22 protein-coding genes are annotated in these 26528 nt (G+C 62.4%); 1 reads left to right on the top strand and 21 read right to left on the bottom strand.

Annotated elements, in window-relative coordinates:
- Nucleotides 1–43: 43 nt before the first annotated feature.
- From eno to rpsB, 21 genes are all read right to left on the bottom strand, one after another.
- Entirely contained in the window at nucleotides 44–1333 is a 1290-nt protein-coding gene (gene eno, locus MA04_RS09740; protein ID WP_014994289.1) for a phosphopyruvate hydratase, read from the bottom strand.
- 26 nt (nucleotides 1334–1359) lie between these two features.
- Complete coding sequence (gene kdsA / locus MA04_RS09735) at nucleotides 1360–2208, bottom strand: 3-deoxy-8-phosphooctulonate synthase (protein ID WP_262460269.1); 849 nt, start codon at nucleotides 2206–2208, stop codon at nucleotides 1360–1362.
- A 3-nt stretch (nucleotides 2209–2211) separates the two neighbouring features.
- Nucleotides 2212–3837, bottom strand: a complete 1626-nt coding sequence (locus MA04_RS09730) for a CTP synthase (protein WP_262460268.1) — start codon at nucleotides 3835–3837, stop codon at nucleotides 2212–2214.
- Nucleotides 3838–4284: 447 nt separating this feature from the next.
- Entirely contained in the window at nucleotides 4285–5553 is a 1269-nt protein-coding gene (gene tilS / locus MA04_RS09725) for a tRNA lysidine(34) synthetase TilS (protein WP_262460267.1), read from the bottom strand.
- The gene (gene accA / locus MA04_RS09720) at nucleotides 5553–6524 is read right to left on the bottom strand and encodes an acetyl-CoA carboxylase carboxyl transferase subunit alpha (RefSeq protein WP_014994284.1); all 972 of its coding nucleotides are present in this window, start codon (nucleotides 6522–6524) and stop codon (nucleotides 5553–5555) included. Before accA ends, tilS begins: the two co-directional genes overlap by 1 nt.
- A 238-nt stretch (nucleotides 6525–6762) precedes the next feature.
- Nucleotides 6763–10266: a DNA polymerase III subunit alpha gene (gene dnaE, locus MA04_RS09715; protein ID WP_262460265.1), complete on the bottom strand. Its 3504-nt coding sequence runs from the start codon at nucleotides 10264–10266 to the stop codon at nucleotides 6763–6765.
- Nucleotides 10267–10303: 37 nt separating this feature from the next.
- The gene (gene rnhB, locus MA04_RS09710) at nucleotides 10304–10942 is read right to left on the bottom strand and encodes a ribonuclease HII (RefSeq protein WP_014994282.1); all 639 of its coding nucleotides are present in this window, start codon (nucleotides 10940–10942) and stop codon (nucleotides 10304–10306) included.
- Complete coding sequence (lpxB, locus tag MA04_RS09705; protein WP_262460321.1) at nucleotides 10939–12084, bottom strand: lipid-A-disaccharide synthase; 1146 nt, start codon at nucleotides 12082–12084, stop codon at nucleotides 10939–10941. The genes rnhB and lpxB overlap by 4 nt, the downstream gene beginning before the upstream one ends.
- A gap of 1 nt (nucleotide 12085) precedes the next feature.
- Complete coding sequence (gene lpxA, locus MA04_RS09700) at nucleotides 12086–12856, bottom strand: acyl-ACP--UDP-N-acetylglucosamine O-acyltransferase (protein ID WP_014994280.1); 771 nt, start codon at nucleotides 12854–12856, stop codon at nucleotides 12086–12088.
- Nucleotides 12857–12972: 116 nt separating this feature from the next.
- Complete coding sequence (gene fabZ, locus MA04_RS09695; protein WP_014994279.1) at nucleotides 12973–13410, bottom strand: 3-hydroxyacyl-ACP dehydratase FabZ; 438 nt, start codon at nucleotides 13408–13410, stop codon at nucleotides 12973–12975.
- Between the two features lie 78 nt (nucleotides 13411–13488).
- Nucleotides 13489–14517 (bottom strand): UDP-3-O-(3-hydroxymyristoyl)glucosamine N-acyltransferase, encoded by a 1029-nt coding sequence (lpxD, locus tag MA04_RS09690; protein ID WP_014994278.1) that lies wholly within the window; start codon nucleotides 14515–14517, stop codon nucleotides 13489–13491.
- Nucleotides 14518–14520: 3 nt separating this feature from the next.
- A complete protein-coding gene (locus MA04_RS09685) occupies nucleotides 14521–15018 on the bottom strand; it encodes an OmpH family outer membrane protein (RefSeq protein WP_014994277.1) in 498 nt (165 codons plus the stop codon).
- Between the two features lie 75 nt (nucleotides 15019–15093).
- A complete protein-coding gene (gene bamA / locus MA04_RS09680) occupies nucleotides 15094–17457 on the bottom strand; it encodes an outer membrane protein assembly factor BamA (RefSeq protein ID WP_262460262.1) in 2364 nt (787 codons plus the stop codon).
- Nucleotides 17454–18767, bottom strand: a complete 1314-nt coding sequence (gene rseP / locus MA04_RS09675) for an RIP metalloprotease RseP (RefSeq protein WP_262460261.1) — start codon at nucleotides 18765–18767, stop codon at nucleotides 17454–17456. The genes bamA and rseP overlap by 4 nt, the downstream gene beginning before the upstream one ends.
- 69 nt (nucleotides 18768–18836) lie before the next feature.
- Nucleotides 18837–20009, bottom strand: coding sequence for a 1-deoxy-D-xylulose-5-phosphate reductoisomerase (gene ispC, locus MA04_RS09670; protein WP_262460260.1), 1173 nt, complete (start codon nucleotides 20007–20009; stop codon nucleotides 18837–18839).
- A complete protein-coding gene (locus MA04_RS09665) occupies nucleotides 20006–20830 on the bottom strand; it encodes a phosphatidate cytidylyltransferase (RefSeq protein ID WP_014994273.1) in 825 nt (274 codons plus the stop codon). The genes ispC and MA04_RS09665 overlap by 4 nt, the downstream gene beginning before the upstream one ends.
- Nucleotides 20824–21612, bottom strand: a complete 789-nt coding sequence (uppS, locus tag MA04_RS09660; RefSeq protein ID WP_014994272.1) for a polyprenyl diphosphate synthase — start codon at nucleotides 21610–21612, stop codon at nucleotides 20824–20826. Before uppS ends, MA04_RS09665 begins: the two co-directional genes overlap by 7 nt.
- Before the next feature lie 157 nt (nucleotides 21613–21769).
- A complete protein-coding gene (gene frr, locus MA04_RS09655; RefSeq protein WP_014994271.1) occupies nucleotides 21770–22327 on the bottom strand; it encodes a ribosome recycling factor in 558 nt (185 codons plus the stop codon).
- 43 nt (nucleotides 22328–22370) lie between these two features.
- Nucleotides 22371–23132, bottom strand: coding sequence for a UMP kinase (gene pyrH / locus MA04_RS09650; protein WP_014994270.1), 762 nt, complete (start codon nucleotides 23130–23132; stop codon nucleotides 22371–22373).
- 415 nt (nucleotides 23133–23547) lie between these two features.
- A complete protein-coding gene (gene tsf, locus MA04_RS09645) occupies nucleotides 23548–24429 on the bottom strand; it encodes a translation elongation factor Ts (protein ID WP_262460256.1) in 882 nt (293 codons plus the stop codon).
- Nucleotides 24430–24504: 75 nt separating this feature from the next.
- Nucleotides 24505–25266: a 30S ribosomal protein S2 gene (gene rpsB, locus MA04_RS09640; protein WP_014994268.1), complete on the bottom strand. Its 762-nt coding sequence runs from the start codon at nucleotides 25264–25266 to the stop codon at nucleotides 24505–24507.
- A 451-nt stretch (nucleotides 25267–25717) separates the two neighbouring features.
- On the opposite strand from rpsB, the gene map reads away from it, so the two are divergent.
- A complete protein-coding gene (map, locus tag MA04_RS09635) occupies nucleotides 25718–26512 on the top strand; it encodes a type I methionyl aminopeptidase (RefSeq protein WP_262460255.1) in 795 nt (264 codons plus the stop codon).
- Nucleotides 26513–26528 lie beyond the last annotated feature (16 nt).

Below are 26528 nucleotides of genomic sequence, written 5' to 3'. Positions count from 1 at the left end.
GGGCAATCCTCATCACGGGCGGCCGCTGGCCGCCCGTCGCTCCTCACAGGAATTTGAACTCTTTGCGGCCTTTGTAGGCGGCACGGCCCAATTCCTCTTCGATACGGATCAGACGATTGTATTTGGCCACTCGGTCGGAGCGGCACAGGGAACCGGTTTTGATCTGACCGGCGGCGGTGGCCACCGCCAGATCAGCGATGGTGGTGTCGGCGGTCTCACCGCTGCGGTGGGAAATCACCGCGGTGTAACCGGCGTCCTTGGCCATCTTGATGGCGTCCAGAGTTTCCGACAGGGAACCGATCTGATTGAACTTGATCAGGATGGAATTGGCCACGTTCTGGTCAATCCCCTGCTTGAGGATCTTGGTGTTGGTGACGAACAGATCATCCCCCACCAATTGAACCCGGCTGCCCAGGGTCTGGGTCAGGATCTTCCAGCCTTCCCAGTCGGACTCATCCATGCCGTCCTCGATGGAAATGATCGGATAACGGTCACACAGCTCGGCCAGATAATCACTGAAACCGGCGGCATCCATGCTGCGCCCTTCACCGGCGAGCACATACTGGCCGTCCTTGTAGAACTCGCTGGAGGCGCAGTCCAGGGCCAGGGTGATGTCGTCACCGGCTTTGTAACCGGCCAGGTCGATGGCCTTCATGATCGCTTCCAGGGCCGCTTCGTTGCTGGGCAGGTCCGGAGCGAAGCCGCCCTCGTCACCCACCGCCGTGCTCAGGCCCTGTTGCTTCAACACGCTTTTGAGGGCGTGGAACACCTCGGCGCCGTAGCGGATGGCCTCGGCCACGGTGGGAGCGCCCACCGGCTGGATCATGAATTCCTGAATATCGACGTTGTTATCCGCGTGCTCACCACCGTTGATGATGTTCATCATCGGCACCGGCAGGGAGTACTCGTTGTCGTCGTCCTGCAGATCGGAGATGTATTCGTACAACGGCTTTTGCTGGAATTGCGCCGCGGCCTTGGCGGTCGCCAGGGACACCGCCAGGATCGCGTTGGCGCCGAGGCGGCCTTTGTTGTCGGTGCCGTCGGAATCGATCATCAACTGATCCAATTCACGTTGGGCGACGGCATCGCGGCCCACCAGCAGTTCGCGGATCTCGGAGTTGACGTTGCCCACGGCCCGGGTCACACCCTTGCCCAGATAGCGGTCTTTGTCACCGTCACGCAGTTCCAGTGCTTCGCGGGAGCCGGTGGAGGCACCACTGGGGGCACAGGCACTGCCGCTGGCGCCGGATTCGAGAATCACATCGGCTTCAATAGTGGGGTTACCGCGGGAATCCAGAATTTCGCGGGCCTTGATGTCGACGATCTTGGACATGGGAGAATTACTCCAGAATTTCAAATTCAGTCGTTGTCGAAGGCGGGGAATGCCTTGACCGTATTATCCAGGGTTTGCAGCTGCGCCAGGAATGGCTCCAGGCGTTCCAGACGCAGGGCGCAGGGGCCATCACATTTGGCGTTGTCCGGGTCGGGATGGGCTTCCAGGAACAGACCGGCGATGCCCTGGCTGATACCGGCACGGGCCAGCTCCGCCACCTGGGCGCGGCGGCCGCCGGCGGAGTCGCTGCGGGCACCGGGCATTTGCAGGGCATGGGTGACATCGAAGAACACCGGATAGCCGAAGGTCTTCATGATGCCGAAGCCGAGCATGTCCACCACCAGGTTGTTGTACCCGAAGCTGGAGCCCCGCTCACAGAGGATCAGCTGGTCGTTACCGGCTTCCTCGCACTTGTGCAGAATGTGGCGCATCTCTTGGGGCGCCAGAAACTGGGGCTTTTTGATGTTGATGATGGCATCGGTTTTTGCCATCGCCACCACCAGGTCGGTCTGCCGGGCGAGAAACGCCGGCAGTTGAATGATGTCCGCCACTTCCGCCACCGGCGCCGCCTGATAAGGCTCGTGCACATCGGTGATCACCGGGCACTGGAAGGTCTGTTTGATCTCCTCGAAGATCTTCAGCCCTTCTTCCATGCCCGGCCCACGAAAGGAATGCAGGGAGGAACGGTTGGCCTTGTCGAAGCTGGCCTTGAACACCCAGGGGATCCCCAGCTTTTCGGTGACCCGGGCGTATTGCTCCGCCACCTGCAGGGCCAGGTCCCGGGATTCCAGCACGTTCATACCGCCGAACAAGGCCATCGGGGCATCGTTGGCGAAGCGCAGACCGTCAAGCTGGATGGTTATCTGGCTGCTCACGGATTAACTCTCCTTGTGGGCCAGCGCCGCTTCCACGTATCCCTTGAACAGACCATGGCCGTCGCGGGGCGTGGAGGTGAATTCCGGGTGGAACTGACAGGCCACGAACCACGGATGGTCCGGCACTTCGATCACTTCCACCAGTTCGCCGTCGTGGGAACGGCCGGCAATGCGTAAACCGGCGCCTTCCAATTGCGGCAGATAGTTGTTGTTGACCTCGTAACGGTGCCGGTGACGTTCAACGATATCGGAACGGCCGTAGCACCGGGCCGCCACGGAATCCTCTTCCAGCACGCATTCCTGGCCACCCAGACGCATGGTACCACCCAGATCGGAGGTTTCCGAACGCAACTCCTTGCTGCCATCCTCGCGCGTCCACTCGGTAATCAGCGCCACCACCGGTTGCGGGGTATCCGGCCTCAATTCGGTGGAATGGGCGTCTTTCAGGCCGGCCACGTGGCGGGCGTATTCGATCAACGCCAGTTGCATGCCGAGGCAAATACCCAGATAGGGCACCTTGTTTTCCCGGGCATAGCGGATCGCCGCGATCTTGCCCTCGGTGCCCCGGTCGCCGAAGCCGCCGGGCACCAGAATGGCGTCCACCGACGCCAGCTCACCGGTGCCGTTGCGTTCGATCTCCTCGGCGTCGATATAGCGGATGTTGACCCGCGCATGGGTGGCGATGCCGGCGTGCATCAGCGCTTCGTTGAGCGACTTGTAGGCGTCCGCCAGCTCCACGTACTTGCCCACCATGCCGATGGTGACTTCGTGCTGGGGATGCAACTGGGCTTCCACCACCCGGTCCCACTCGGACAGGTCCGGCTGCGGCAGATCAAGGCCGAATTTTTCCACCACGATGGCATCCAGTCCCTGCTCGTGCATGCCGCGCGGGACCTGGTAAATGCTCTTGCAGTCCGGCGAGGAGATCACCGCGCGGGCTTCCACATTGGTGAACAGCGCGATCTTCTCACGGGCGCTCTGCGGAATCGGATTATCGGCGCGGCAGACCAGAATGTCCGGCTGCAGACCGATGGAACGCAGCTCTTTCACCGAATGCTGGGTCGGTTTGGTTTTGATCTCGCCGGCGGTGGCGATGTACGGCACCAGCGTCAGATGCACCAACAAGGACCGGCTGGAACCCAGTTCCACACGCATCTGCCGCACCGCTTCCAGGAACGGCAACGACTCGATGTCGCCGGCGGTGCCGCCGATCTCGACGATGGCCACGTCGGCGTCACCGGCCCCTTCCTGGATCTTCAGTTTGATTTCGTCGGTGATGTGCGGGATCACCTGCACGGTGGCCCCCAGATACTCGCCACGACGCTCCTTGTCCAGCACGTCCTGGTAGACGCGGCCGGTGGTAAAGCTGTTGCGGCGGCTGAGCCGGGCACGGATAAAGCGCTCGTAGTGCCCCAGGTCCAGGTCGGTTTCGGCGCCGTCCTCGGTGACGAACACCTCCCCGTGCTGATAGGGGCTCATGGTGCCTGGGTCCACGTTGATGTAGGGGTCCATCTTGATCAGAGTGACCTTCAGACCACGGGCCTCGAGCAACGAGGCCAGGGACGCCGAGGTGATTCCCTTGCCCAGGGAAGACACCACACCGCCAGTGACAAAAATATAACGTGCCATGCACCCACCAGAATCAGTCATGGATTGAACGTGCCCAAGCCGTCCCGACAACTTCATATTCATCGACCGTGCCACTGATCTTTCCACAACCTGCCCCAGGCCCCAAGCCCCGGAGGTGAGAAAGCGCCAACGAAACACCAAAAAATCGCCGGGAGCGATTTTTCACATCGTGCCAGCGATGGCCCGAAGGGAGGTCGCCATGGATGGCATGACCTCAAAAAAAATACCTTTGCTCACCGCGGTGGGCAAAGGTGTGTTCTGTTTCGGCTTGGAACGGACGTACCGCCGGGTCTCGGTATTCCTGAAATATCAGGGAGTTGGGCTACGTCAGGATGGGACGAAATAGTAACAGAACGGCTGCCGCCAGGGAACCACTGTCGCAGCGCGAAAACGGGTAAAAACGTAAAAGACGGCAAGCGAGCAAACGGCTTCGTCGTCCGCGCCCGCCTACCACCGTAAATGCCACGGCCGGCAGCGGTGCCGGTCCACGCCATCGGCGACGCCGATCATTGGCACCGACACCAATTCATCATCCTGATACAGCAGCGGCCATTGGCGGCGACGCCAGGGCGGCACCCCGGCCACGCGCCACAACTCCGAAACCTGCTGATGCTGACCGTGACGGTGCACACGCTCACCGCCCGCGAAAGGCCGCAGTTGGACGTCACCGGGCGGTACCCACACGGTCACCGCGCCCTCCCCTGGGAGCAGACGCCAGAGACCGGAATCCGGGGGCTGATGACCGTCCCGCCAGTCCAGCGGCCGGCTGAGCGGCTGCAAGTCACGGTCGCGGAGCAAGTAGAGATCACCGCGATAGCGACGCAGTGTGCGCCCCCCCCAACTCACCCGGGCCTCCCGGTCCGATGGCGCCCGCAGCAGAGCGTGGATTTGCCCGGTGACGGCCAGGGACGGCGGCGGCGCCCCCGCCTGATCCAGCCACCAGCGCAGTACATTATCCCGACGTTCACGGCTCAGCGCCGCCAGCCCCTCCAGGGGTAATCGATCCCTCTCCGCCGCCAACCCCCGGGCATCCTCGGCGGCCCTTTCGTCCAGCAAGGTGGCGGCATCGGCCATAACCCCGGCGGTGCGCGCCAGGATTGCCGGAGCGCCCGGCCAGGTGGCGGCCAGGCGGGGCAGAATCTCGTGACGCAGCCGGTTCCGGCGCAGACTGATATCGGTGTTACTGGGATCCTCCACCCACTCCAGGCCCCGGCGGCGAGCCTCGCGCTCCAGCTGTGCCCGCCCGAATGCCAGTAGCGGCCGCCACAGTCGCAGCCCATCCAGCGAGGAGTGCTCGGACATCGCCGCCAGCCCTTGTACGCCGGCGCCACGCAGCAGGTTCAGCAACACCGTCTCGGCCTGGTCGTCACGGTGGTGGGCGGTGATCACGGCGGCGCCGGCGGCCTGTTCGCTCAGAGCCTGGTAGCGGGCGGCACGGGCGCCAGCTTCCAGATTCACATCGGCCGGCACGTTGACCCGGACTTCCTCGAACGGCACGCCCAGTGCCTCGGCCCGGGTTCGGCAGAATACCGCCCAGTCCGCCGACCGTGCCTGCAATTGGTGATTGACGTGCAGGGCCCGCAGGCGGGGACCGAGACCGGCCTCCACCAGCAGGTGCAGCAACAGGGAAGAATCAAGACCGCCGCTGAATGCCAGCAACAGGGGCCCGGGCGGGGCCTGGGCCGCCGACACGCGGGGGACGGCGGCGTCGGACATCACTCATCCACGGGGTCGCTGATGAAGTTGCCGTAGCTCATCAGGCGCTCGTAGCGGCGCTGAATCAGTTCCGGCTGCTCCAGAGCGTCAAGGCTGTTGAGGGCGGCGGTCAGGGAGCGGCGCACGGCGTCGGCGGCCTGGTCGTAATCACGGTGGGCGCCGCCCAGCGGCTCCTGCACCACTTCATCGACGATGCCCAGTTCATGCAAACGGTTGGCGGTCAGCCCCATCGCTTCCGCCGCTTCCGGCGCCTTCTCGGCGCTGCGCCAGAGGATCGAGGCGCAGCCTTCCGGGGAAATCGTCGCATAGGTGCTGTACTGAAGCATTTGCAAGTGGTCGCAGACGCCCAGGGCCAGCGCGCCGCCGGAACCGCCTTCGCCAATCACGGTGGCGATGATCGGGACTTTCAACTGGGACATCACCCGCAGATTACGAGCAATCGCCTCGGACTGCCCGCGTTCTTCCGCGTCGATGCCAGGAAAGGCACCCGGGGTGTCAATGAAGGTGAAAATCGGCATCCGGAACCGCTCCGCCAGCTCCATCAGGCGCAACGCCTTGCGGTAGCCTTCCGGATTGGGCATGCCGAAGTTACGGCGTACCTTTTCTTTCACTTCCCGGCCCTTCTGGTGGCCGATCACCATGATCGGCCGGTCGTCCAGACGGGTAATGCCGCCAACGATGGCCGGATCATCAGCAAAGCTGCGGTCGCCGTGCAGTTCGTCAAAGTCGCCGAAGATTCGCTTGACGTAGTCCAGCGTGTAGGGACGCTTGGGATGCCGGGAAAGCTGCGAGATCTGCCAGGAGCTCAGCTTGCTGAAAATGTTCTCGGTAAGCGCGATCCCCTTCTCCTGCAGCTTGGCGATCTCGTCGGAGATACTGACCTCGCTGCCGGTGCCTACGAGTCGCAGTTCCTCGATTTTGGCTTCCAGTTCCGCAATAGGTTGTTCAAATTCGAGGAAATTCGGATTCATGTGCTACCCCTTGTCACAGTGCGCTCAAGTGTAGCCGCAATACAATGACAGCGTCGAGATACCCGGCTGGGCGTAAAGTTGCAAGTTGTTACCAAGTGCCCGGGAGTCGCGGTCCCCAGACCAGCGGGGTCCCGCAATTCGCTGTCACGCCTACACGCTTACACGCTAACCCCGGGGGCCGCCCGGCGAATTGCGTGTTAGCGTGCCGGCGTGTTGCGTGTAAGCGAGGTCTTCTCCCCTAATACTCCAACTGCACCGACGTCTCGCCGAAGCGGTTGCGCAGTTCATCCACCAGGGCTTCGTGGGGGCTGATTTTCCACTCATCGCCAAGCGGCATGGCCACATCCGCTTCCTTGTGAGCGAGCCGCAACGTCACCGGGATCGCCCCGCCCCGGTACGGCGCAAACAACCGGTCCAGGGTGTCCGGCAGTTGCTGCTCCACCGGCACCGACACGCACAGGCGGCGGGCGAACACCTCGCGGGCCTGGCGCATGTCCATGACCTCGTCGGCCACCAGATTAAAGCCGCCGGAGTAATCGTCGTTACGGACTCCGCCGCGTACCACCAGCAGAATGTCCTTCTGGATACGCTCACCGAACTGGGCAAAGGTCTTGCCGAACACCGATACTTCCAGCCGGCCGGTCTTGTCATCCAGGGTAACGAAGGCCATGCGCTCACCGCTGCGCTTGCTGCGGGTAATACGCAACGCCACCACCAGCCCGGCCACGGTGGCGGCCTCGCCCTTGGCGGTGGGTTGCAGGGCATTGAAGCGGGCGCTGACGAATTGCCGCACCTCGTGCTCGAACTGGTCGATGGGGTGACCGGTCAGGAACAGGCCCAGGGTATCGCGCTCGCCGTTGAGACGCAGTTCGTCATTCCACTCGCGGGCCGGCTTCCACTCCACCACCGGGGTTTCGGCGGTCTGCATGGAGCCGAACAAATCCATCATGCCGGCTTCTTCGTTGCGGGCATCCTGTTCCGCCGCGGCGATGGCATCCGGCAAGGTCACCAGCAACGTGGCGCGATCACGGAAATGGCGGTTCGGCCCGAGCTTGTCCAGGGCTCCGGCACGCACCAGGGCTTCCAGGGAACGGCGATTGATCTTTTTCAGGTCGATACGGCGGCAGAAGTCGAACAGATCGTCGAACCCGTCAGTGTCGCCACGGGCACTGACAATCGCCTCGATGGGGCCCTCGCCCAGGCCCTTGATCGCGCCCAGGCCATAGATGATGTCGCCTTCCGGGTTCACCGTGAAACGATAACCACAGGAGTTCACATCCGGCGGCAGTACCTTGAGGCCCATGGAGTGACATTCATCGATGAAGGTCACCACCTTGTCGGTGTTCTGCATATCGGCGGAAATCACCGCCGCCATGAATTCCGCCGGGTAATGGGCCTTGAGCCAGGCGGTTTGATAGGCCACCAGGGCGTAGGCGGCGGAGTGGGATTTGTTGAAGCCGTAACCCGCGAACTTCTCCACCAGGTCGAAGATCTTCATCGCCAGATCCGGGTCCACGCCCTTCTCTTTCGCGCCGCTTTCGAAGATCTCCCGCTGCTTGGCCATCTCCTCCGGTTTTTTCTTGCCCATGGCGCGGCGCAGCATGTCCGCGCCGCCGAGGGTATAGCCGGCCAGGACCTGGGCGATCTGCATCACCTGCTCCTGGTAGAGAATCACCCCGTAGGTGGGCTTGAGGATCGACTCCAACCATTCATGCTGGTACTGCGGATCCGGGTAGGCCAGCGGTTCCCGACCGTGCTTCCGGTTGATGAAGTTGTCCACCATGCCGGACTCCAGCGGACCGGGCCGGTACAACGCCACCAAGGCGATGATGTCCTCGAACACGTCGGGCTTGAGCTTCTTGATCAGCTCCTTCATGCCCTGGCTTTCAAGCTGGAACACGGCGGTGGTGTCGCCGCGCTTGAGCAGATCGAAGCTGGGCGAATCGTCCAGCGGAATCCGCTCGATCTCCAGCGGCCCGTCCCCTTCGCGCTGGCGGCGCACGTTCACCGCTTTCATCGCCCAGTCGATGATGGTCAGCGTCTTCAGACCGAGAAAGTCGAATTTCACCAGCCCGGCTTGCTCGACGTCGTCCTTGTCGTACTGGGTGACCAGGTTTTCGCCGTGCTCGTCGCAGTGCAAGGGCGCGAAGTCGGTGAGTTTGCCCGGCGCGATCACCACGCCGCCGGCGTGTTTACCCACGTTTCGGGTCAGACCCTCCAGTTTGAAGGCCATCTCCATGATTTCATTGACCGCTTCCTTGTCCGGGTTGCCGTCGTCCTCGAGGAAATCCCGCAGCGTTTCTTCCTGCTCCAGTGCCTTCGACAGGGTCATCCCCGGAGTGCCGGGAATCATCTTCGAAAGCCGGTCGGCCATGCCGTAGGGTTTGCCCTGCACGCGCGCCACGTCCCGCACCACCGCCTTCGCCGCCATGGTGCCGAAAGTGATGATCTGACTGACCGCGTCACGGCCGTATTTATCGGCCACGTAATTGATCACACGGTCGCGTTTTTCCATGCAGAAATCGACGTCGAAGTCGGGCATGGATACCCGCTCCGGGTTGAGGAACCGTTCGAACAGCAGGTCGTAGGCGATCGGATCGAGGTCGGTGATCTTCAGTGCGTAGGCCACCAGGGAGCCGGCGCCGGAGCCCCGCCCGGGTCCCACCGGCACCTGATGTTCCTTACCCCACTGGATAAAGTCCGCCACGATCAGGAAGTAACCGGGGAAACCCATCTGATTGATGATGTCCAGTTCGAACTTGAGGCGGTCATCGTAGATCTTGCGGCGCTCGGCGTAGTCCGGCGCCTGCGGATCGAGAATCTTGACCAACCGCTCCTCGAGCCCGTCCCGGGACACTTTCTCGAAGTACTGCTCGATGGTCATGCCTTCCGGCACCGGGAAATCCGGCAGGAAGTTCTTGCCCAGGCGAATATCCAGGGTGCAGCGACGGGCGATCTCGACGCTGTTTTGCAGCGCCTCCGGCAGATCGGAAAACAGCTCCGCCATTTCCTCCGCGCTTTTCAGATACTGCTCTTCGGAATATTTTCGTGGCCGGCGCGGATCATCCAGGGTGTTGCCGTCGTGAATACAGACCCGCGCCTCGTGGGCTTCGAAATCCTCGCGCTTGAGGAAACGAACGTCATTGCTGGCCACCACCGGAATGTCCAGCTCCGCCGCCAGCGCCACGCTGGCGTGCACGCAGTCCTCATCGCCGGGGCGCTGGGTGCGTTGCACCTCCAGATAGTAACGGTCACCAAATACGGTTTTGTATTCCGTGGCCCGTTCCCGCGCCAGATCGGTCTTCTCCGCCAGCAGCCATTTACCCACGTCGCCAAAACGGGCGCCGGACAACACGATCAGCCCCTCGTTGAGCTCCAGCAGCCACTCGCGCCGGATCAGCGCCCGTTCGCGCACCTGGTTGGTCTGCCAGGCGCGGCTGATCAACAGGGTCAGATTGCGGTAGCCCTGTTCGTTCTGCACCAGGCAAGTGATATAGCTGGGGTCGTCTTCAGGATCATCCGCCTGCACCCACAGGTCCGCGCCCATCACCGGTTTGATCCCGGCATTCTGAGCATTGGAATAGAACTTGATCAGTGCGAACAGGTTGTTCTCATCGGTGACCGCCACCGCCGGCATGCCCTGGGCGGTGCAGGTCTTGATCAGTTCTTTCACCCGCACCACCCCATCCACCAGGGAGTAGTCGGTATGCAATCGCAAATGGACGAAACGGGGTTCGCTCACGAAAAAACTCCTTGATTCCCGCCACGGCTGCGGCGGGTCAGTTCGATTCGATCAGGGCCGCTACCGGGCCAAAGGAACGGCGATGTTCTGGCAAGGGACCGAGCCGGCGCAACGCTTCCAGGTGCACCGCGGTGGGATAGCCCTTGTGACGGTCGAAGCCGTAATCGGGATGCCGCTGGTGCAACGCCACCATTTCCGCGTCCCGCGCCACTTTGGCGAGAATCGAGGCGGCGGCGATGGCTGGCACCCGGCCGTCCCCTTTCACCACCGCTTCCGCCGGACAGGCGAAGGACGGGGTCCGATTACCGTCCACCAACACCGCTTCCACGTCAATGGGCAGCGCCTCCACCGCCCGGACCATGGCCAGGTGAGTGGCGTGATAGATGTTCAGTTGATCCACTTCCGCCGCCTCGGCGCGGCCCAAAGCCCAGCCCCGGGCCCGTTCACGGATCAATTCCGCCAACCGCTCGCGGCGTTTGGCGGTGAGTTTCTTGGAGTCCGCCAGCCCCTCTATGGGCCTTGCCGGGTCCAGCACCACGGCGGCGGTCACCACCGCCCCCACCAACGGCCCCCGGCCCACCTCGTCGACGCCGGCCAGCACCATGCCCGGTTGCCAGGCAAAAGCGCTGGGCACGAACGGCTCACTCAGATCATATTCAGGAAAGGGATGGTTCATCGCTGTCCTTCCAACAGGCCGGCAACGGCAGCGGCGGCCTTGACGCTGGCGCCACCACGCAAGGCTTCATGCACCCGGGTGAAATCCTCCCGCAACGCGGCCACCCGCCGCGGTTCATGCAACCAGCGATTCACTTCCCGCGCCGCCGCCTCGCCGCTCAACTGATCCTGAATCAGTTCCGGCACCATGGCTTTCCGGCAGAGCAGATTGGGCAAGGCGACGAATTCGCTCTTCACCAATCGCGAGACGATGGCATAGGTCACCGCGCCCACCCGGTAGCCCACCACCATGGGTTTTTTCAGCAGCAAGCCTTCCAGGGTGGCGGTGCCGGAAGCCATCAGTACCACATCGGCGGCCGCCATCACCGTGCGGCTGTGCCCGTCCACCACCGTCACCGGCAACGCCGGCGCCGCCCCCAGCGCCAGTTCGATTTGCTCGCGGCGGGCCGGGTTAGCAGCGGGAATGACAAAACGCAGCGCCGGATTATCCCGGTGCAGGCGCACCATGGCATCGAGGAACGGCGGCATCAGTTGGGACCCCTCTCCGCCCCGGCTGCCCGGCAGCACCGCCAGCCACTGGCCGTCCCCGGCCAGGCTCAGCTCATCGCGGGCGGCGGCGGTGTCCACATCCAGATCGATCATGTCCGCCAGCGGGTGGCCGACAAAGGCCACCGGCACGCCATGCTCCTCATAGAACAGCGCCTCGAACGGGAACAGCGTCAACATCAGGTCCACGTCCCGGCGGATCCCCTTGACCCGCCCCTGGCGCCAGGCCCACACCGACGGGCTGACGTAATGAACGGTGCGCAGCCCGGCGGCGTGGGCGCGCTTGGCCACGCCCAGGGTGAAATCCGGGGAATCGATGGTGATCACCACCGCCGGGCGCTTTTCCAGCAAGGCGTCCACCAACTGGCGGCGCAGACGGAACAGCTCCGGCAGGTGGGAGAGAACCTCGGTGATACCCATCACCGACAGCTTTTCCATCGGAAACAAGGTTTCAAAACCGGCGGCGATCATGCGTTCGCCGCCAACACCGAAGAAACGGGCATCCGGGTAACGCGCCCGCAAGGCCTCGATCAGGCCGGCGCCGAGAATATCGCCGGAAGCCTCGCCGGCCACCAGGGCGATCAGCGGCGCGTCCATATCAGCGAGTGATGCCCCGGGTGGAGTCACGCAGCGAGTCCACGAACAGCTTCAGCTTATCGCACTGCCCGGCTTCCGGATCCAGCTCCGCCAGTGCCTGTTCCAGGGTCATACCCTGGCGATAGACCACTTTGAAGGCCTTGCGCAGACGGTTGATGACTTCGCTGTCCCAGCCACGCCGGCGCATGCCTTCGAAGTTCATGCTGCGGGCGGAGGAAGGATTGCCACCGACCATGACGTAGGCGGGGACATCCTTGACGATCAGACTGCAGCCGGCGGACATGGCGTAGGAGCCGATGTGACAGAACTGGTGAATGCCGGTCATGCCGCCAAGAATCACATTGTCGCCGATGTGCACATGGCCGGCGATGCCGGTGGCATTGGCGAAAATATTATCGTTGCCGATCATGCAATCATGGGCCACATGCACCGTGGCCATTAGCAAATTGTTGTTGCCGATGCGGGTTAGCCCCTGATCCTGCACGGTGCCGCGGTGAATGGAGACGTGCTCTCGAATGACGTTACCGTCACCGATCTCCAGACGAGTGGGCTCCCCCTGATATTTCTTGTCCTGGCAGTCCTCGCCCACCGAAGCGAACTGAAAAATGCGGTTATTGGCGCCGATGCGGGTCGGTCCTTTGATCACCACATGGGGGCCGATAACAGTGCCGGCACCGATGGTGACGTCAGGCCCGATCACGGAGTACGGCCCGACTTCGACGTCCGCCGCCAGGTCCGCTTTGGGATCAATAATGGCTGTGGGATGAATCATAGGTATGCGTGTCCACCCTGGGCTGGTGTGTCGTTCCGAATGGTGCAACCGCCGCCAGTATAGCCAAGAGTCCAAAGGGCGGCGATGGCCGTGACGCCCGCCCGAGCGGGCGTGAATCAGACTTTCTGTTCCGCCACCAGCATGTCGGCGGAGGCCACCAGTTGGCCTTCCACTTCCGCGCGGCAGGTGAACTTGAGGATACTGCGGCGCAGCATCAGCCACTCGGCATGCAGCGTCAAACGGTCACCGGGCACGACCTGGCGCTTGAAACGGGCATTGTCCACGCCCACCAGCAGGTAGATGTAACCGTCCGCCGGGCGCTTGTTCTCGGTGACGAACCCGAGGATCCCGGCGGCCTGGGCCATCGCTTCAATGATCAGCACTCCGGGCATGATCGGTTCCTGCGGGAAATGGCCGTTGAAGAAAGGTTCGTTGATCGTGACGTTCTTGTACGCCTCGATGCGCTTGCCCGGCTCCACGTTCACCACCCGGTCCACCAGCAAAAACGGATAGCGGTGGGGCAAGTATTCCCGCACCTCGTTAATGTCCATCATGATATGTATTCCGAAAGCAAAAACCCCCTGTCGGGGGCGTGACATCCGATCGTCGCTGGGCCTGACGCGGCCTGGGATTCAGTCTTCGCTGCTCCCGCCCCGCGCCTTTTCCAGACGACGAACCCGCCGGGACAACTCGTCCAAGTGGCGAAAACGCGCCACATTACGGCGGTAACGGTCCTGTTTGTCCACGGGCAGCGCCGACCCGTAAGTGCCCGGTTCCGTGATCGAACGGGACACCAGGGACATGCCGAGAATCTGTACCTGGTCACAGATTTCCAGGTGACCCGAGATTCCCACCGCGCCGCCGATCATGCAGTAACTGCCAATACGGCTACTGCCGGCAATACCGACCTTGCCGGCCAGGGCGGAATGATCGCCGATCACCACGTTGTGGGCCACCTGAATCTGATTATCCAGGATCACCCCATTGCCGATCACGGTGTCCTCGATGGCCCCGCGATCAATAGTGGTGCCGGCGCCGATCTCCACGTCCGCGCCGATACGCACACCGCCCACCTGCGCTACCTTGGTCCAGCCCGCGCCATTGAAGGCAAAGCCGAACCCGTCCGCGCCGATCACGGCATGGGAGTGAATGGTAGTCCGCGGCCCGATGGTAACACCATGATAAATTGTAACATTCGGCCAGATACGGCCCTGCCCACCGATCCGGGTGCCGGCCCCGATGACGGAATTGGCCATCACCACGGTGCCTTCACCCAGCTCCACACCGGCGTCAATCACTACATTCGGGCCCAGCGATACCGACTCCGGTACTGTCGCGGAGGGGTCCACCACCGCGCTCGGGTGGATCCCGGCGGACACCGGCGGCGCGGTATCAAAGAAATGACTGGCCTTGGCAAACGCCAGGTACGGGTCCTTCACCACCAGAGCCGGCACCGGACAATGCTCCCGTTGCTCCGCGCTCAGCAGCACGGCGCCAGCGCTGGTGTTCTCCAGGAAGGCACGATAGCGGGAGTTGGCCAGAAAAGTGAGCTGCTGTGGGCCGGCCGCCCCGATGGTGCCGAGACCGCTGACTTCGGCGTCCGCCGGACCATGCAGTTCCGCATCCAGCTCCCGGGCGAGAAATTCCAGAGTAACCGTCATTGATTATTTCATGCGATTGAGTTGTTGGGTAACGTCCTTGGTGATGTCCGGCTCATCGCCCTTCAAGTACACCACCGCCTGGCCATTGAGGACCATGTCCAGATTACGCTTGTTGGCCACCGCTTCCACCGCCTCGCGCAGTTTCGGCTCCATCACATCCAGGATTTCCTGCTGGCCACGCCCCAGTTTCTTTTGCGCGGATTGACGCAGGTTCTGCACCTCGATCATCTTTTGCTGTCCCTGGGTTTGCAAGCGCTGGCGTTCGTCCTCACCCATGGTCATGCCTTCCTTGTCGAGGCGATTGCGCAGCCCTTCCACTTCCTTGCCCAGTTGCTCCAGCCGTGACTGGTCACCCTGCAATGATGATTCCAGTTTGCTGTAGCGGGTCTTGAATTCGTCGGCCTCCTGCAAGGCGCCGATCGGATCCACCACGCCAATCCGCATTTCCGCGCTGGCCAGCACCGGAAACAGCATCAGTACAACAAGCAAGCTCTTCTTCATAACCGCTCCTAACCCTTCCCTTCCCAATAACAACAAAGGCCCGGCGCCGCCGGGCCTGCCTCTATCCGATCTCTATCAGAACGTTTGCCCCAGAGAGAACTGGAACACTTCGGTATCGTCGCCGGACTCGTTGTTGATCGCCTTGGCCAGGTTGAAGCTGAGCGGACCGATGGCGGTGAGCCAGCTCAAACCGATACCCACCGATGCCCGCAGATCCTGGACAGCGAAATCAGCATCGATATCATCCCGTTTGGTCTCGAAAATATTACCCGCGTCGGCGAACAGGAAAGTCCGCACGCTGCGAGATTCCGCCGCGAACGGCGTCGGGAAGATCAATTCCACGCTGAGTTCGGTCAGCAGGTTACCCCCGATCGGATCGGGATCGGGATCCGTTTCGCCGCGTTGCGCGTAATACAGCGCATCGGACCGAGGACCCAGAGAGCGGGACTCATAGCCCCGGACCGAGCCGATACCACCGCCGTAGAACGCTTCGAAGAACGGCAGAACTTCGTTGTCGCCGTAGCCGTCACCATAGGCGATGGCACTGCGGGTACGCAGGGTCCAGCGGTTGGTGATGGGGAAATACTTCTCGCCGTCCCAGCTCAGTTTATAGAACAGGTAGTCGGAGCCCGGCACCGCCACTTCCAGATTCAAAGTGCTGGCCCAGCCACGGTCCGGCAGCACGCCCCGGTTAAGGGTGCTGGTGCGCAAGGTGGCGTTGGTCTTGATCTCGTCGAAGGTGCGGCCTTCTTCTTCCATGAAGCGGGCGATGTCCACGGCAATGAATTCGCCATCGGAAATCTTGGTGCGCTCCAGGCCACCGCCGAAGCTCAGGCGGGTGTATTCGGAAATCGGGTAGCCGAACGTCACCGAGCCACCGGCACGGTCCGCGGCATAGGAGGAGACCCGGGCCTCATCGAAATCAATCTTGGAGTAATACAGACTGAAGCCCCGGCTGACGCCGTCCAGGGTGTAGTACGGGTTGTAGTGAGAGAAGCTGTAGGCGTCACGAATATCACTGCGGCTGAGCGCGAAGGACACCCGGTTACCGGTACCCCGGAAGTTGTTCTGGCTGATGTTGGCGCCGAACACCACGCCGGAGGCGTCGGAATAACCGACATTGGCACCGATGGAACCGGACGGCTGCTCCTCCACCTTGTAGTTCACATCCACCAGATCATCGGAACCGGGCACCGGATCGGTGTCCGCCTGCACCGCGCTGAAGTAACCGAGGCGCTCCAGGCGTTGACGGGACAAGTCGATCAGCGCGGTATTGGCCGGCGCCTGCTCGAACTGGCGCATTTCCCGGCGCATCACTTCGTCGGAGGTTTTCTGGTTGCCGCTGTAGTTGATGCGGCGAACGTAAACCTTGCGCCCCGGCTCCACGTAAAACACCACGTCGACGGTGTTGTCGTCATCGTTGGTTGCCTGGTCGATACCACGCACCTCGGCGAAGGTATAGCCTTCGTTACCGAGGCGGCGTTTGATCAGATCACTGGTGTAAGTGACCTGCTGCTGGCTGAAGACCTGGCCCTTGTCCAGCACCACCAGCGAGCGCAGTTGCTCCTCATCCACCACCAGATCACCGGCCAGTTTGATACTGTTGACGGTGTACTGCTCGCCTTCGTTGACGTTGACGGTGAGCGCCACCTTTTCCCGATCCGGGGTCACCGCCACCTGGGTGGATTCAATGGAGAAGTTGATGTAACCGCGGTCCAGGTAGTACGACCGCAATTGCTCCAGATCGCCGGCCAGCCGTTCCCGGCTGTACTTGTCGTCACCCTTGATGAACGACCAGAAGTGAGATGACCGGAGGTTGAAGACCTTGAGCAGCTCATCGTCATCGAACACCGTATTGCCAACGATGTTGATGTCGTTGATGCGCGCGGATTTGCCTTCGTAGATATCGATTTTCAGCGCCACCCGGTTCCGCGGCAAAGGCGTCACCTCGGCGTTGATATCCGCGCCATAGCGGCCCTGGGCCACGTATTGCCGTTCCAGCTCGCCGGAAATGGCTTCCAGAGTGGACCGCTGGAACACTTCGCCCTCGGCCAGACCGGCTTCGGTCAGCCCCTTGCGCAGGGCATCCTCCTCGATCGACTTGTTACCGGACAGCTCGATGCGGGCAATGCTCGGCCGTTCGGAGACCATCACCACCAGATCGTCGCCGTCGCGCCCCAGTTGCACATCCTCGTAATTGCCGGTGGCGAACAGGGACTGCACCGACTGCACCACGCTTTGCCGGGTCACGGTGTCACCAGGCTGAATGGGCAAGGTGGCGTATACCCGCTCGACGGGAATGCGTTGCAGCCCCTCCACGCGAATATCCCTTACTTGAAACGGCACGGCTTCCTGGGCTTGTACCAGCGCGGGGCTCAGCGCCCCCAGAGTCAGCAGTACCCCGCCGAACAGGGTTTGGGTCGTTTCCCGGTATCTCATGAAAACTGTCGCACCAGATCGTTGTAGATGGCCAACAACATGAAACTCATCACCAGCGTCAACCCCACCCCTTGAGCGGTGGTCAGGAACCGCTCGGGCAGGCTGCGCCCGCGAATCATTTCGATGATGCCGAAAAGAATCCAACCGCCGTCCAACATCGGCACCGGCAGCAGGTTGATAATACCCAAGGTGATACTGAGATAGGCCAGCAGCATCAGGAAGCTGAGAATTCCCACCTCCGCGCTCTGGCCGGCCACCTGGGCAATGGTCACCGGCCCACCGAGACTATCCAGTGGCAAGTGACCAGTAAACAATTTGGCGATACTCGCCCACACCACGCCGGACTGGTCGGCCAGGCGACCGCCGGCGGCATCCAGCGCCGACAACGGATTATAGCGCTGTTCGACGATACCGCCGGGCAACACTCCGAGTTGACCGACCACGCGGTCCTCCACCGTCACCGGCTCGGGATGCAACGTCAGGGAATGCTCGCGGCCGTCGCGCAGCACGGTAGCCGGCAGAGCCTGCCCCGGATTTTCCTGCAGCTTCTGCCGCCAGGCACTCCAGCCCGGCACTGGCTGGCCGTCGGTGGTAAGCACCTGATCGCCGGTCCGCACGCCGGAGCGCTGGGCCCCGCTGCCCTCGGCGATCTCACCAATCACCACCGCCGGGCTCAGGCCCAATACCGGCAATGGCGATTGTTCCGGATCCCGGGACCAGGCGTTGATATCCAGTTGCCGGGTCCGCTCCTGGCCACGGCTGTCCCGCACCTGCACCGGTACCGGCTCGGCGTCACCCAGATGCAGCACCAGCCGCCCCATCACGTCCTGCCAGGTGTCGACCTTGCGACCACCAACGGTGAGCATGCGATCACCGGGCTCGAAGCCCGCCGCCGCCGCCGGCGAATCCACCGCCGGGTTGCCCAGCACCGGCGCATAGCCGCGCTCGCCGGCGGTCATCATCAGCAGCCAGTAGATCAGGAAAGCAAGAATGAAATTGAATATGGGGCCGGCGGCGTAGACGATCACGCGCTGCCAGGCGGGTTTGCCGGAGAACTCTTCATCCAGAGTGGCATCCTCCGGAATCTCGCTGTCCCGGCGATCCAGCGGCCTGACGAAGCCGCCCAGGGGAATCGCGCTGATCACCCAGTCGGTGCCGCGGCGATCGGTAAAACGGCACAGGCGCGGACCGAAGCCGACGGAAAACGTCAAAACCCGCACGCCAAAGGCGCGCATGGCAAGGAAATGTCCCCATTCATGGAAGGCAACGATGACCAGAATGACGACGACGAAAGCCAGAACCGTCAGCATCGATTGACCTCTGTACAAGCCATCAGCGGCGGCATTGCTGTCTGCCCATCGCGTTTCACACCTTCTCCTTCATCGGCCCAACGTCACTAATTGTTGCCGGGCCAGTTCCCGCGCGCGGCCGTCCAGGTCCATCACTTCATCCACATCGTCACAGCAACCGCCGGGCAAGGCGTCCAGAGTGTTCGCCACCACGCTACCGATATGCTGGAAACCCAGCCCGCCGTCAAGAAAAGCGGCCACCGCCACTTCATTGGCGGCGTTGAGCACGGCGGTGGCGGCGCCGCCCGCCTGCATCGCCTGCCGGGCCAGAGCCAGGCAGGGAAAGGCTTTCTCATCCGGCGGCAGGAAACGCAGCTCGGCAAGCTTGGCGAAATCCAGTGACGGCGCGCCGGAGGCGATCCGCTGTGGCCACGCCAGCGCGCAGGCGATCGGCGTGCGCATATCCGGTGTGCCCATTTGCGCCAGCACCGAGCCGTCCAGGTATTCGACCATGGAATGCACCACGCTTTGCGGGTGAATCACCACGTCCACCCGTTCGGGCGGCATATCGAACAACCAGCAGGCCTCAATGAATTCCAGGCCTTTGTTCATCAGCGTGGCGGAATCCACGGAAATCTTCGGCCCCATGTCCCAGTTGGGATGCCGCACTGCCTGCTCCGGCGTCACCGACGCCAGTTGCTCAGCGGACCAGCCCAGAAACGGACCGCCGGAGGCGGTCAGCAGCACTCTTCGCACGCCCTGGTCCACGCCGCCCCGGGGCAGACACTGGAAGATGGCATTATGCTCGGAATCCACCGGCAACAGCGTGGCACCGTGGCGCTTCACCGCCTCCATGAACAGCGCGCCGGTCACCACCAGGGTTTCCTTGTTCGCCAGCAGAATTTTCTTGCCGGCGCCGACCGCCGCCAGGGTCGGACGCACGCCAGCGGCGCCGACGATGGCGGCGACCACCGCGTCCACATCGTCCAGCCCGGCGACAGCGCACACACCCTGGTGCCCGGCCAGCACTTCGGTGTCAGACCCTGCCGCCTTGAGATGGTTCCGAAGCTCGCCGGCGGCCTGTTCGTCCGCCAGAGCGGCGTAACGCGGGCGCCAGCGCAGACACTGTTCCGCCAGTTCACGCCAGCGATGGCCCGCCGTCAGCGCCACCACTTCATAGCGTTCCGGGTGCAGGGCCAGCACCTCCAGGGTCTGGCAGCCGATGCTGCCGGTGGCACCGAGGACGGTAATACGCTCCTTCACAGCACGCCTCCTGGCAGGGAGAACCAGTTAAGGCCGGCCAGCGCCACCGGTAGAGCGGCGGTGACACTGTCGATACGGTCCAGCATACCGCCGTGGCCCGGCAATACCGAGCCACTGTCCTTGATACCGCGCTCGCGCTTGACCATGCTCTCGAACAGGTCACCCAGCACCGAGGCCAGCACGGTCATCAACGCGACGATCAACAGCGCCGGCAAGGTCGCCCGCAGCCAGCCTGTGGCGTACACCAGGGCCACCACGGCCAATGCCAGCAGAGCACCACCGACCAGCCCTTCCACCGTTTTGCCAGGACTGACCAGCGGCGCCAGCTTATGCCGTCCAAAGGCCCGGCCAGCGAAATAAGCGCCGGTATCGGCCGCCCACACCCACACCAGAATAAACAGCAGCGCCCAGGGGCCGGCCAGACCCAGCGCGCCATGATCCTGCAGCTCCACCACCGCGGCCCAGGACGGTATCAGCAGCAACCAGCCCACCACCACCATGATCGGTGTCCGGAACCACAGCCGGGCGTTACGCGGATAGCCGAGCACCATCACCAACGCCAGCAACCACCACAACGGCAGCGCGTTCAGCACCCAGGCCGGGCGACAGATCTCGACCGCCACCATCAGCAGCGCCAGGGACAGGCACCATAGCAGGCGGGCGCCCTGCCCCGGGCCACGCATCATGCCGGACCATTCCCAGCCACCGACGACGAAGAACACACCGGCGATCACCGCGAACGGCACCCGGCCGAGGCCAAAGACCGCGCCCAGCACGATCGGCAACAGAATCAGAGCGGTGATCACCCTCTGTTTCAGCATGAAGAGTCTCCATCGAGGCGATTGACTTCCTCACCGGAGCGCCCGAAGCGGCGCTGCCGGGAGGCGTAATCCGCCAGCGCCCGATCCAGCGCCTGGCCGTCAAAATCCGGCCACAGGGTTGGGGTGAAATAGAATTCACTGTAGGCGGCCTGCCACAACAGGAAGTTGCTCAGGCGTTGCTCGCCACCGGTGCGGATCAGCAGATCCGGCGGCGGCAGATCGGCCAGACTAATGTGACTGCCCAACTCGGCGTCGGTGATCTCCTCCACCGCCAGCTCACCGTCACGCACCCGTTGCGCCACACGGCGGGCGGCCTGGGTCAGATCCCATTGGCCACCATAATTGACCGCGATGGCCAGGGTCATGCCATCGTTATTGGCGGTCAACTGCTCGGCCTGGTCCATGCCCCGGCGTAAGCCGTCATTGAAGGCGGAGCGCTCGCCGATGAAGCGCAAGCGGATGCCGTTTTCATGCAATTCGGCGACCCTGGCCCCGAGAGCGTGAACGAACAGCGCCAGCAGATGCTGCACCTCGTCCTCGGGCCGGCGCCAGTTTTCGGAACTGAAAGCGAACAGCGTCACTACTTCGATACCGCGACGGGCGGCACGGCGAATCACTTCCCGCACCGTGGCTTCACCGGCCCGATGACCTTCGACGCCGGGCAAATCGCGCTGGCGGGCCCAACGGTTGTTGCCGTCCATGATGATGGCGACGTGGCGCGGCAAAGCCCCGGCGTGGGAATCCAGGTCCGGCGCCGAGGAAACCGGTCGGGTTTCTTCCATCAAGAACCTCCGGGTTGTCGTCCTTGCTTCTCTTGTTCACCAGGCAACGAACGGGCCTGATCCGTTTCGCCGTCCCGTACCACCCGAAACAACGCAGGCGCCGGTAACTGCCGGCGCCCGCACTGACGGCAATGGCCGCTTCAGGATCCCGGGATCCTCAAACGGTCATCAACTCCTCTTCCTTGGTCTTGAGCATCTTCTCCACTTCACCGACCATGCGGTCGGTAAGCTGCTGAATTTGCTCTTCGCCACGACGGGCTTCGTCCTCGGAGATTTCCTTCTCCTTGAGCAAATCCTTGAAGTCACCGTTGGCGTCGCGACGGATGTTGCGGATCGCCACTTTGGCATGCTCGGCCTCGCCGCGCACCACCTTCACCAGATCGCGACGGGTTTCCTCGGTCAGAGGAGGCAGCGGCAAACGAATCACGGTGCCGGCGGTGGAGGGATTCAGGCCCAGATCGGAAGCCATGATGGCTTTTTCCACATCCGGCACCAGACTCTTGTCGAACGGCGACACCAACAGGGTACGCCCCTCTTCCACGCTGATGTTGGCCAACTGGCTCAGCGGCGTGTCCGAGCCATAATAGGACACGTGGACAGTGTCCAGCAGACTGGGATGGGCGCGGCCGGTGCGCACTTTTTTCAGAGCCACGTCCAGAGACTCCAGGCTCTTCTTCATGCGTGATTCCGCGTCTTTCTTGATGTCCTCGATCACCTTTCGATTCCTCGCCTGTTCTTCACTGGGCTGCGCCGCCGTATCATGCGGTTTCGGAGCCCGCTTCCTGTACTTCGGACGCCACCAGGGTGCCTTCACTGCCCCCCAGCATCAGATTCAGCAACGCGCCCTGCTTGTTCATGTTGAACACACGCAACGGCATGTCATGGTCACGACACAGGCAAATGGCGGTCAGGTCCATCACGCCGAGCTTGCTGTCCAGCACCTGATCGAAGGTCAGGCGGTCGTATTTGCGTGCTTCGGGGTTCTTCACCGGATCGTCGTCGTAGACACCGTCCACCTTGGTGGCCTTGAGCACCACGTCGGCGCTGATTTCAATACCGCGCAGACAGGCGGCGGAATCCGTGGTGAAGAACGGGTTGCCAGTGCCGGCACAGAAGATCACCACCTCGCCGTTTTTCAGATAGCGGATGGCGTGCCGGTGATCATAATGCTCCACGATGCCGCTCATGGGAATGGCCGACATCAGCCGGGTGCGGATGTTGGAGCGCTCCAGCGCGTCGCGCATGGCCAGGCCGTTCATGACCGTGGCCAACATCCCCATGTGATCGCCCGCCACCCGGTCCAGGCCGGCTGTTTGCAGGGCGGCGCCGCGAAACAGGTTGCCGCCACCGATCACGATGCCGACCTGAACACCAATCCCCACCAACTGACCAATCTCCAGGGATAAGGTGTCCAGTACCCGGGGATCGATGCCGAACCCCTCATCACCCGCCAACGCCTCACCGCTCAGCTTGAGAAGGATGCGGTTGTAGCGCGGTGAACGCTCCTTGCTCTTGGCCATATCATGCTCTCCGCCACTCATGGAATATCCGCCATTTGCTAATCGTTCGGTCCGTGCGCCTGAAATGACCCGGCCCGCAAGCGTACCGCAGCCACAGGACTCTCGACACACTACCCGCCGCACGCGAGGATGCAACTGTTTAATCGCGCCGGCGAAGATTCGCTCACACGCTTGCCACGCCGTCTCCGCGGGGCCCGCGGACAACATGGCGCGCCCTCATGAAGAGAGAGCGGCCATCGGCGCCAAAGCCATCGGGCGCACCGGTTGGCACCCGGTTTCAATAGGCTGCTTGAAGCCTGTTCATGATCTTAAAAAAACGCCTTGCTGGGGAGCCCAACAAGGCGTTTTGGTGGCGCGGCGGCGTAAATATGCAGACTTTACGGCCGCCACCCCGGCACGCCATGCGGCGCGCAATTTAGCGTTTCGCCTGAGCCATCACTTCCGCGGCGAAATCCACTTCTTCCTTCTCGATGCCTTCGCCCACCACCAGGCGCTCGAAAGCCACCACCTCGGCACCGGCGCCTTTCACCAGGTTGCCAACGGAGGTGTTGGGATCCTTCACGAAGGGCTGATCCAGCAGGCTCACTTCCTTGAGGAATTTGTTGATGCGGCCGCCGACCATTTTCTCGACGATTTCCGCCGGCTTGCCTTCCATATCCGGCTGAGCGCGGATGATTTCACGCTCTTTGTCCAGCGTCTCGGCGGGCACCTGGTCGGACTTGACCACCATCGGCGCTACCGCGGCCACGTGCATGGCCACGTCTTTACCCAGCTCGGTATCGCCACCGGACAGGGAAACCAGCACGCCGATTTTGCCGCCGTGCACGTAGGAGGCGACCACGCCGCCTTCCACGTTCAGAGCCACGGCGCGACGCACCTGAATGTTCTCGCCAATTTTCTGCACCAGAGCCTGACGCGCTTCTTCCACGGAAGCACCATCTTCCAGCTTCAGTTCAGCGATCCCGGCGGCGTCGGTGACACCAGCCTGCAGAGCGGCCTGAGCCACTTTGTCGGCGAAACCAAGGAAGTTCTCGTCGCGGGCGACGAAGTCGGTTTCGGAGTTGATCTCAACCATCAGCGCGCGGGACTTGTCGTCGCTGGTAGCCACGACCACGGCGCCTTCCGCGGCGGTACGACCGGCTTTCTTGGCGGCTTTCGCCTGGCCGGATTTGCGCAGGTCATCAATGGCTTTTTCGATGTCCGCGTCCGCTTCCACCAGCGCCTTTTTGCATTCCATCATGCCCAGGCCGGTGCGCTCACGAAGCTCTTTCACCATTGCAGCAGTTACAGCAGCCATGCTTACCTCTTGAATCTTTTAACAGGGTGTTGAATCAGGTGGTACGGGCCGGAGTATGCCCCGGCCCGACGCGAATCAACCCTCGGCCTGGTCGGCTTCCGAGTCTTCCACTACCTCGACGAATTCGCTCTCGCCGCCGGCACCACTGTTTTTCGCGTATTCCTTGCCTTCCAGGATCGCGTCGGCGGCGGCCTGGACGTAGAGCTGAATAGCGCGAATGGCATCGTCGTTGCCCGGGATGACATAGTCGATATCATCCGGGTCGGAGTTGGTGTCCACCACCGCCACCACCGGAATACCCAGTTTGCGGGCTTCCTGAACGGCGATGTCTTCGTGGTCCACATCAATCACGAACAGCGCATCCGGCAGGCCGCCCATCTCCTTGATACCACCGATGGAGCGTTCCAGCTTCTCCATTTCCCGGTGACGCATCAGGGCTTCTTTCTTGGTCAGCTTGGCCAGGGTGCCGTCCTCGCTTTGCGCTTCCAGATCACGCAGGCGTTTGATGGACTGGCGGATGGTTTTCCAGTTGGTCAGCATGCCGCCGAGCCAACGGTGATCCACATAAGGCATGCCGCAACGAGTGGCTTCCTCGCGAATAGCCTTCTGGGCGGCGCGCTTGGTGCCAACGAACAGCACTTTGTTGTTGCTGGCGGCCAGTTTGTTCAGGAAGCCAATGGCTTCGTTGAACAGCGGCAGGGTGGATTCCAGGTTAACGATATGAATCTTGTTGCGGGCACCAAAGATGAACGGCTTCATCTTCGGGTTCCAGTAACGGGTCTGGTGGCCGAAGTGCACGCCGGCCTTCAGCATATCGCGCATGGTTACGCTAGACATAATGTAAACTCCAAGGGTTAGGCCTCCACGTCCCCTCATGACCCAACCTCCGGTCTCCCCTTCCCTAATAAATAGAGAGGAAGCGCCTGGAAGCACCCCGAGCCATGTGTCGGAACGTGTGTGTCGTTGTTTACCCGGCCGGAGCCCCCATTTCCCGGTATTGGGAAGGGTTGCCCGGTCCAAGGCTCCACTCCTCAGCGCCGAACGGTTACAATGCGGCACCGCCGACGAGTGAGAAAGCGGGCGCTTTATACCACGACCGCCCCCATCGAGGCAACGGAAAAGACCCGGCCGCTACCCGACCGGGTCCGTCCAAGTCTCTGAAAACACGGTATTTTTCCCTCGATCTCCAGGGTAGACACCGGGCTCGTTCTCGACCTTTACTGACTTCGGTCTTTATTTGCCGCGGCTCATTGACGACGACATCCTTTACCACGAACAGGTTCCTGGCATGAATGTAGTGATCAAAACCCCCGAACAAATCGCCAAAATGCGCGAAGCCGGCCGTCTGGCCGCCGAAGTCCTGGAAATGATTGGCGAGCACGTTCAGCCGGGGGTGACCACCGAGGAACTGGATCGTATCTGCCATGACCACATCGTCAACAAGCAGAAGGCCATCCCCGCCTGCCTGGGTTATGGTGGCGCGCCCGGCCGCATTCCTTTTCCGAAGTCCATCTGCACCTCGGTGAACCACGTGGTCTGCCACGGTATTCCCAATGAGAAAAAGGTGCTCAAGAGCGGTGATATCGTCAATATCGATGTCACCGTGATCAAGGACGGCTGGCATGGCGACACCAGCAAAATGTACTACGTGGGTGAGCCGTCGGTACTGTCCCGCCGCCTGGTGGAAACCACCCGCGAGTGCATGCTGACCGGTATCAGGATGGTCAGACCCGGAGTGCGTCTGGGCGACATCGGCCACCGCATCCAGAAACTGGCCGAGAGCGAGCGCTTCTCAGTGGTACGCGAATACTGCGGCCACGGCATCGGCGAGGGCTTCCACGAGGAGCCCCAGGTCCTGCACTACGGCAAAACCGGCACCGGCCTGGAGTTGGTCGAGGGCATGGTGTTCACCATCGAACCGATGATCAACGCCGGCAAGGCCTCCAACAAGGTGCTGCCGGACGGCTGGACCGTGGTCACCAAGGATCGCAAGCTGTCCGCCCAATGGGAGCATACCATCGCGGTCACCGCCGACGGCTACGAAGTGCTCACCGCACGCAATGAGGAACAGGACCTGTATTGATCCGTTCGTGTCATCG

It is taken from the genome of Alloalcanivorax balearicus MACL04, from assembly GCF_025532145.1.
Taxonomy (GTDB): domain Bacteria; phylum Pseudomonadota; class Gammaproteobacteria; order Pseudomonadales; family Alcanivoracaceae; genus Alloalcanivorax; species Alloalcanivorax balearicus.
Note: the sequence above shows the minus strand (reverse complement) of the source record. Positions and strands in the feature narration are given on the sequence as shown.

Excerpts from the sequence above, each read along its gene's own strand:
- bamA (WP_262460262.1), bottom strand. The coding sequence starts at position 17,457 with ATGAGATACCGGGAAACGACCCAAACCCTGTTCGGCGGGGTACTGCTG.
- rnhB (WP_014994282.1), bottom strand. The coding sequence starts at position 10,942 with ATGAACCATCCCTTTCCTGAATATGATCTGAGTGAGCCGTTCGTGCCC.
- eno (WP_014994289.1), bottom strand. The coding sequence starts at position 1,333 with ATGTCCAAGATCGTCGACATCAAGGCCCGCGAAATTCTGGATTCCCGC.
- MA04_RS09730 (WP_262460268.1), bottom strand. The coding sequence starts at position 3,837 with ATGGCACGTTATATTTTTGTCACTGGCGGTGTGGTGTCTTCCCTGGGC.
- rpsB (WP_014994268.1), bottom strand. The coding sequence starts at position 25,266 with ATGTCTAGCGTAACCATGCGCGATATGCTGAAGGCCGGCGTGCACTTC.
- tsf (WP_262460256.1), bottom strand. The coding sequence starts at position 24,429 with ATGGCTGCTGTAACTGCTGCAATGGTGAAAGAGCTTCGTGAGCGCACC.
- fabZ (WP_014994279.1), bottom strand. The coding sequence starts at position 13,410 with ATGATGGACATTAACGAGGTGCGGGAATACTTGCCCCACCGCTATCCG.
- uppS (WP_014994272.1), bottom strand. The coding sequence starts at position 21,612 with ATGGAAGAAACCCGACCGGTTTCCTCGGCGCCGGACCTGGATTCCCAC.
- MA04_RS09665 (WP_014994273.1), bottom strand. The coding sequence starts at position 20,830 with ATGCTGAAACAGAGGGTGATCACCGCTCTGATTCTGTTGCCGATCGTG.
- lpxD (WP_014994278.1), bottom strand. The coding sequence starts at position 14,517 with ATGACGGTTACTCTGGAATTTCTCGCCCGGGAGCTGGATGCGGAACTG.
- lpxB (WP_262460321.1), bottom strand. The coding sequence starts at position 12,084 with ATGGACGCGCCGCTGATCGCCCTGGTGGCCGGCGAGGCTTCCGGCGAT.
- pyrH (WP_014994270.1), bottom strand. The coding sequence starts at position 23,132 with ATGGCCAAGAGCAAGGAGCGTTCACCGCGCTACAACCGCATCCTTCTC.
- MA04_RS09685 (WP_014994277.1), bottom strand. The coding sequence starts at position 15,018 with ATGAAGAAGAGCTTGCTTGTTGTACTGATGCTGTTTCCGGTGCTGGCC.
- map (WP_262460255.1), top strand. The coding sequence starts at position 25,718 with ATGAATGTAGTGATCAAAACCCCCGAACAAATCGCCAAAATGCGCGAA.
- accA (WP_014994284.1), bottom strand. The coding sequence starts at position 6,524 with ATGAATCCGAATTTCCTCGAATTTGAACAACCTATTGCGGAACTGGAA.
- tilS (WP_262460267.1), bottom strand. The coding sequence starts at position 5,553 with ATGTCCGACGCCGCCGTCCCCCGCGTGTCGGCGGCCCAGGCCCCGCCC.
- lpxA (WP_014994280.1), bottom strand. The coding sequence starts at position 12,856 with ATGATTCATCCCACAGCCATTATTGATCCCAAAGCGGACCTGGCGGCG.
- rseP (WP_262460261.1), bottom strand. The coding sequence starts at position 18,767 with ATGCTGACGGTTCTGGCTTTCGTCGTCGTCATTCTGGTCATCGTTGCC.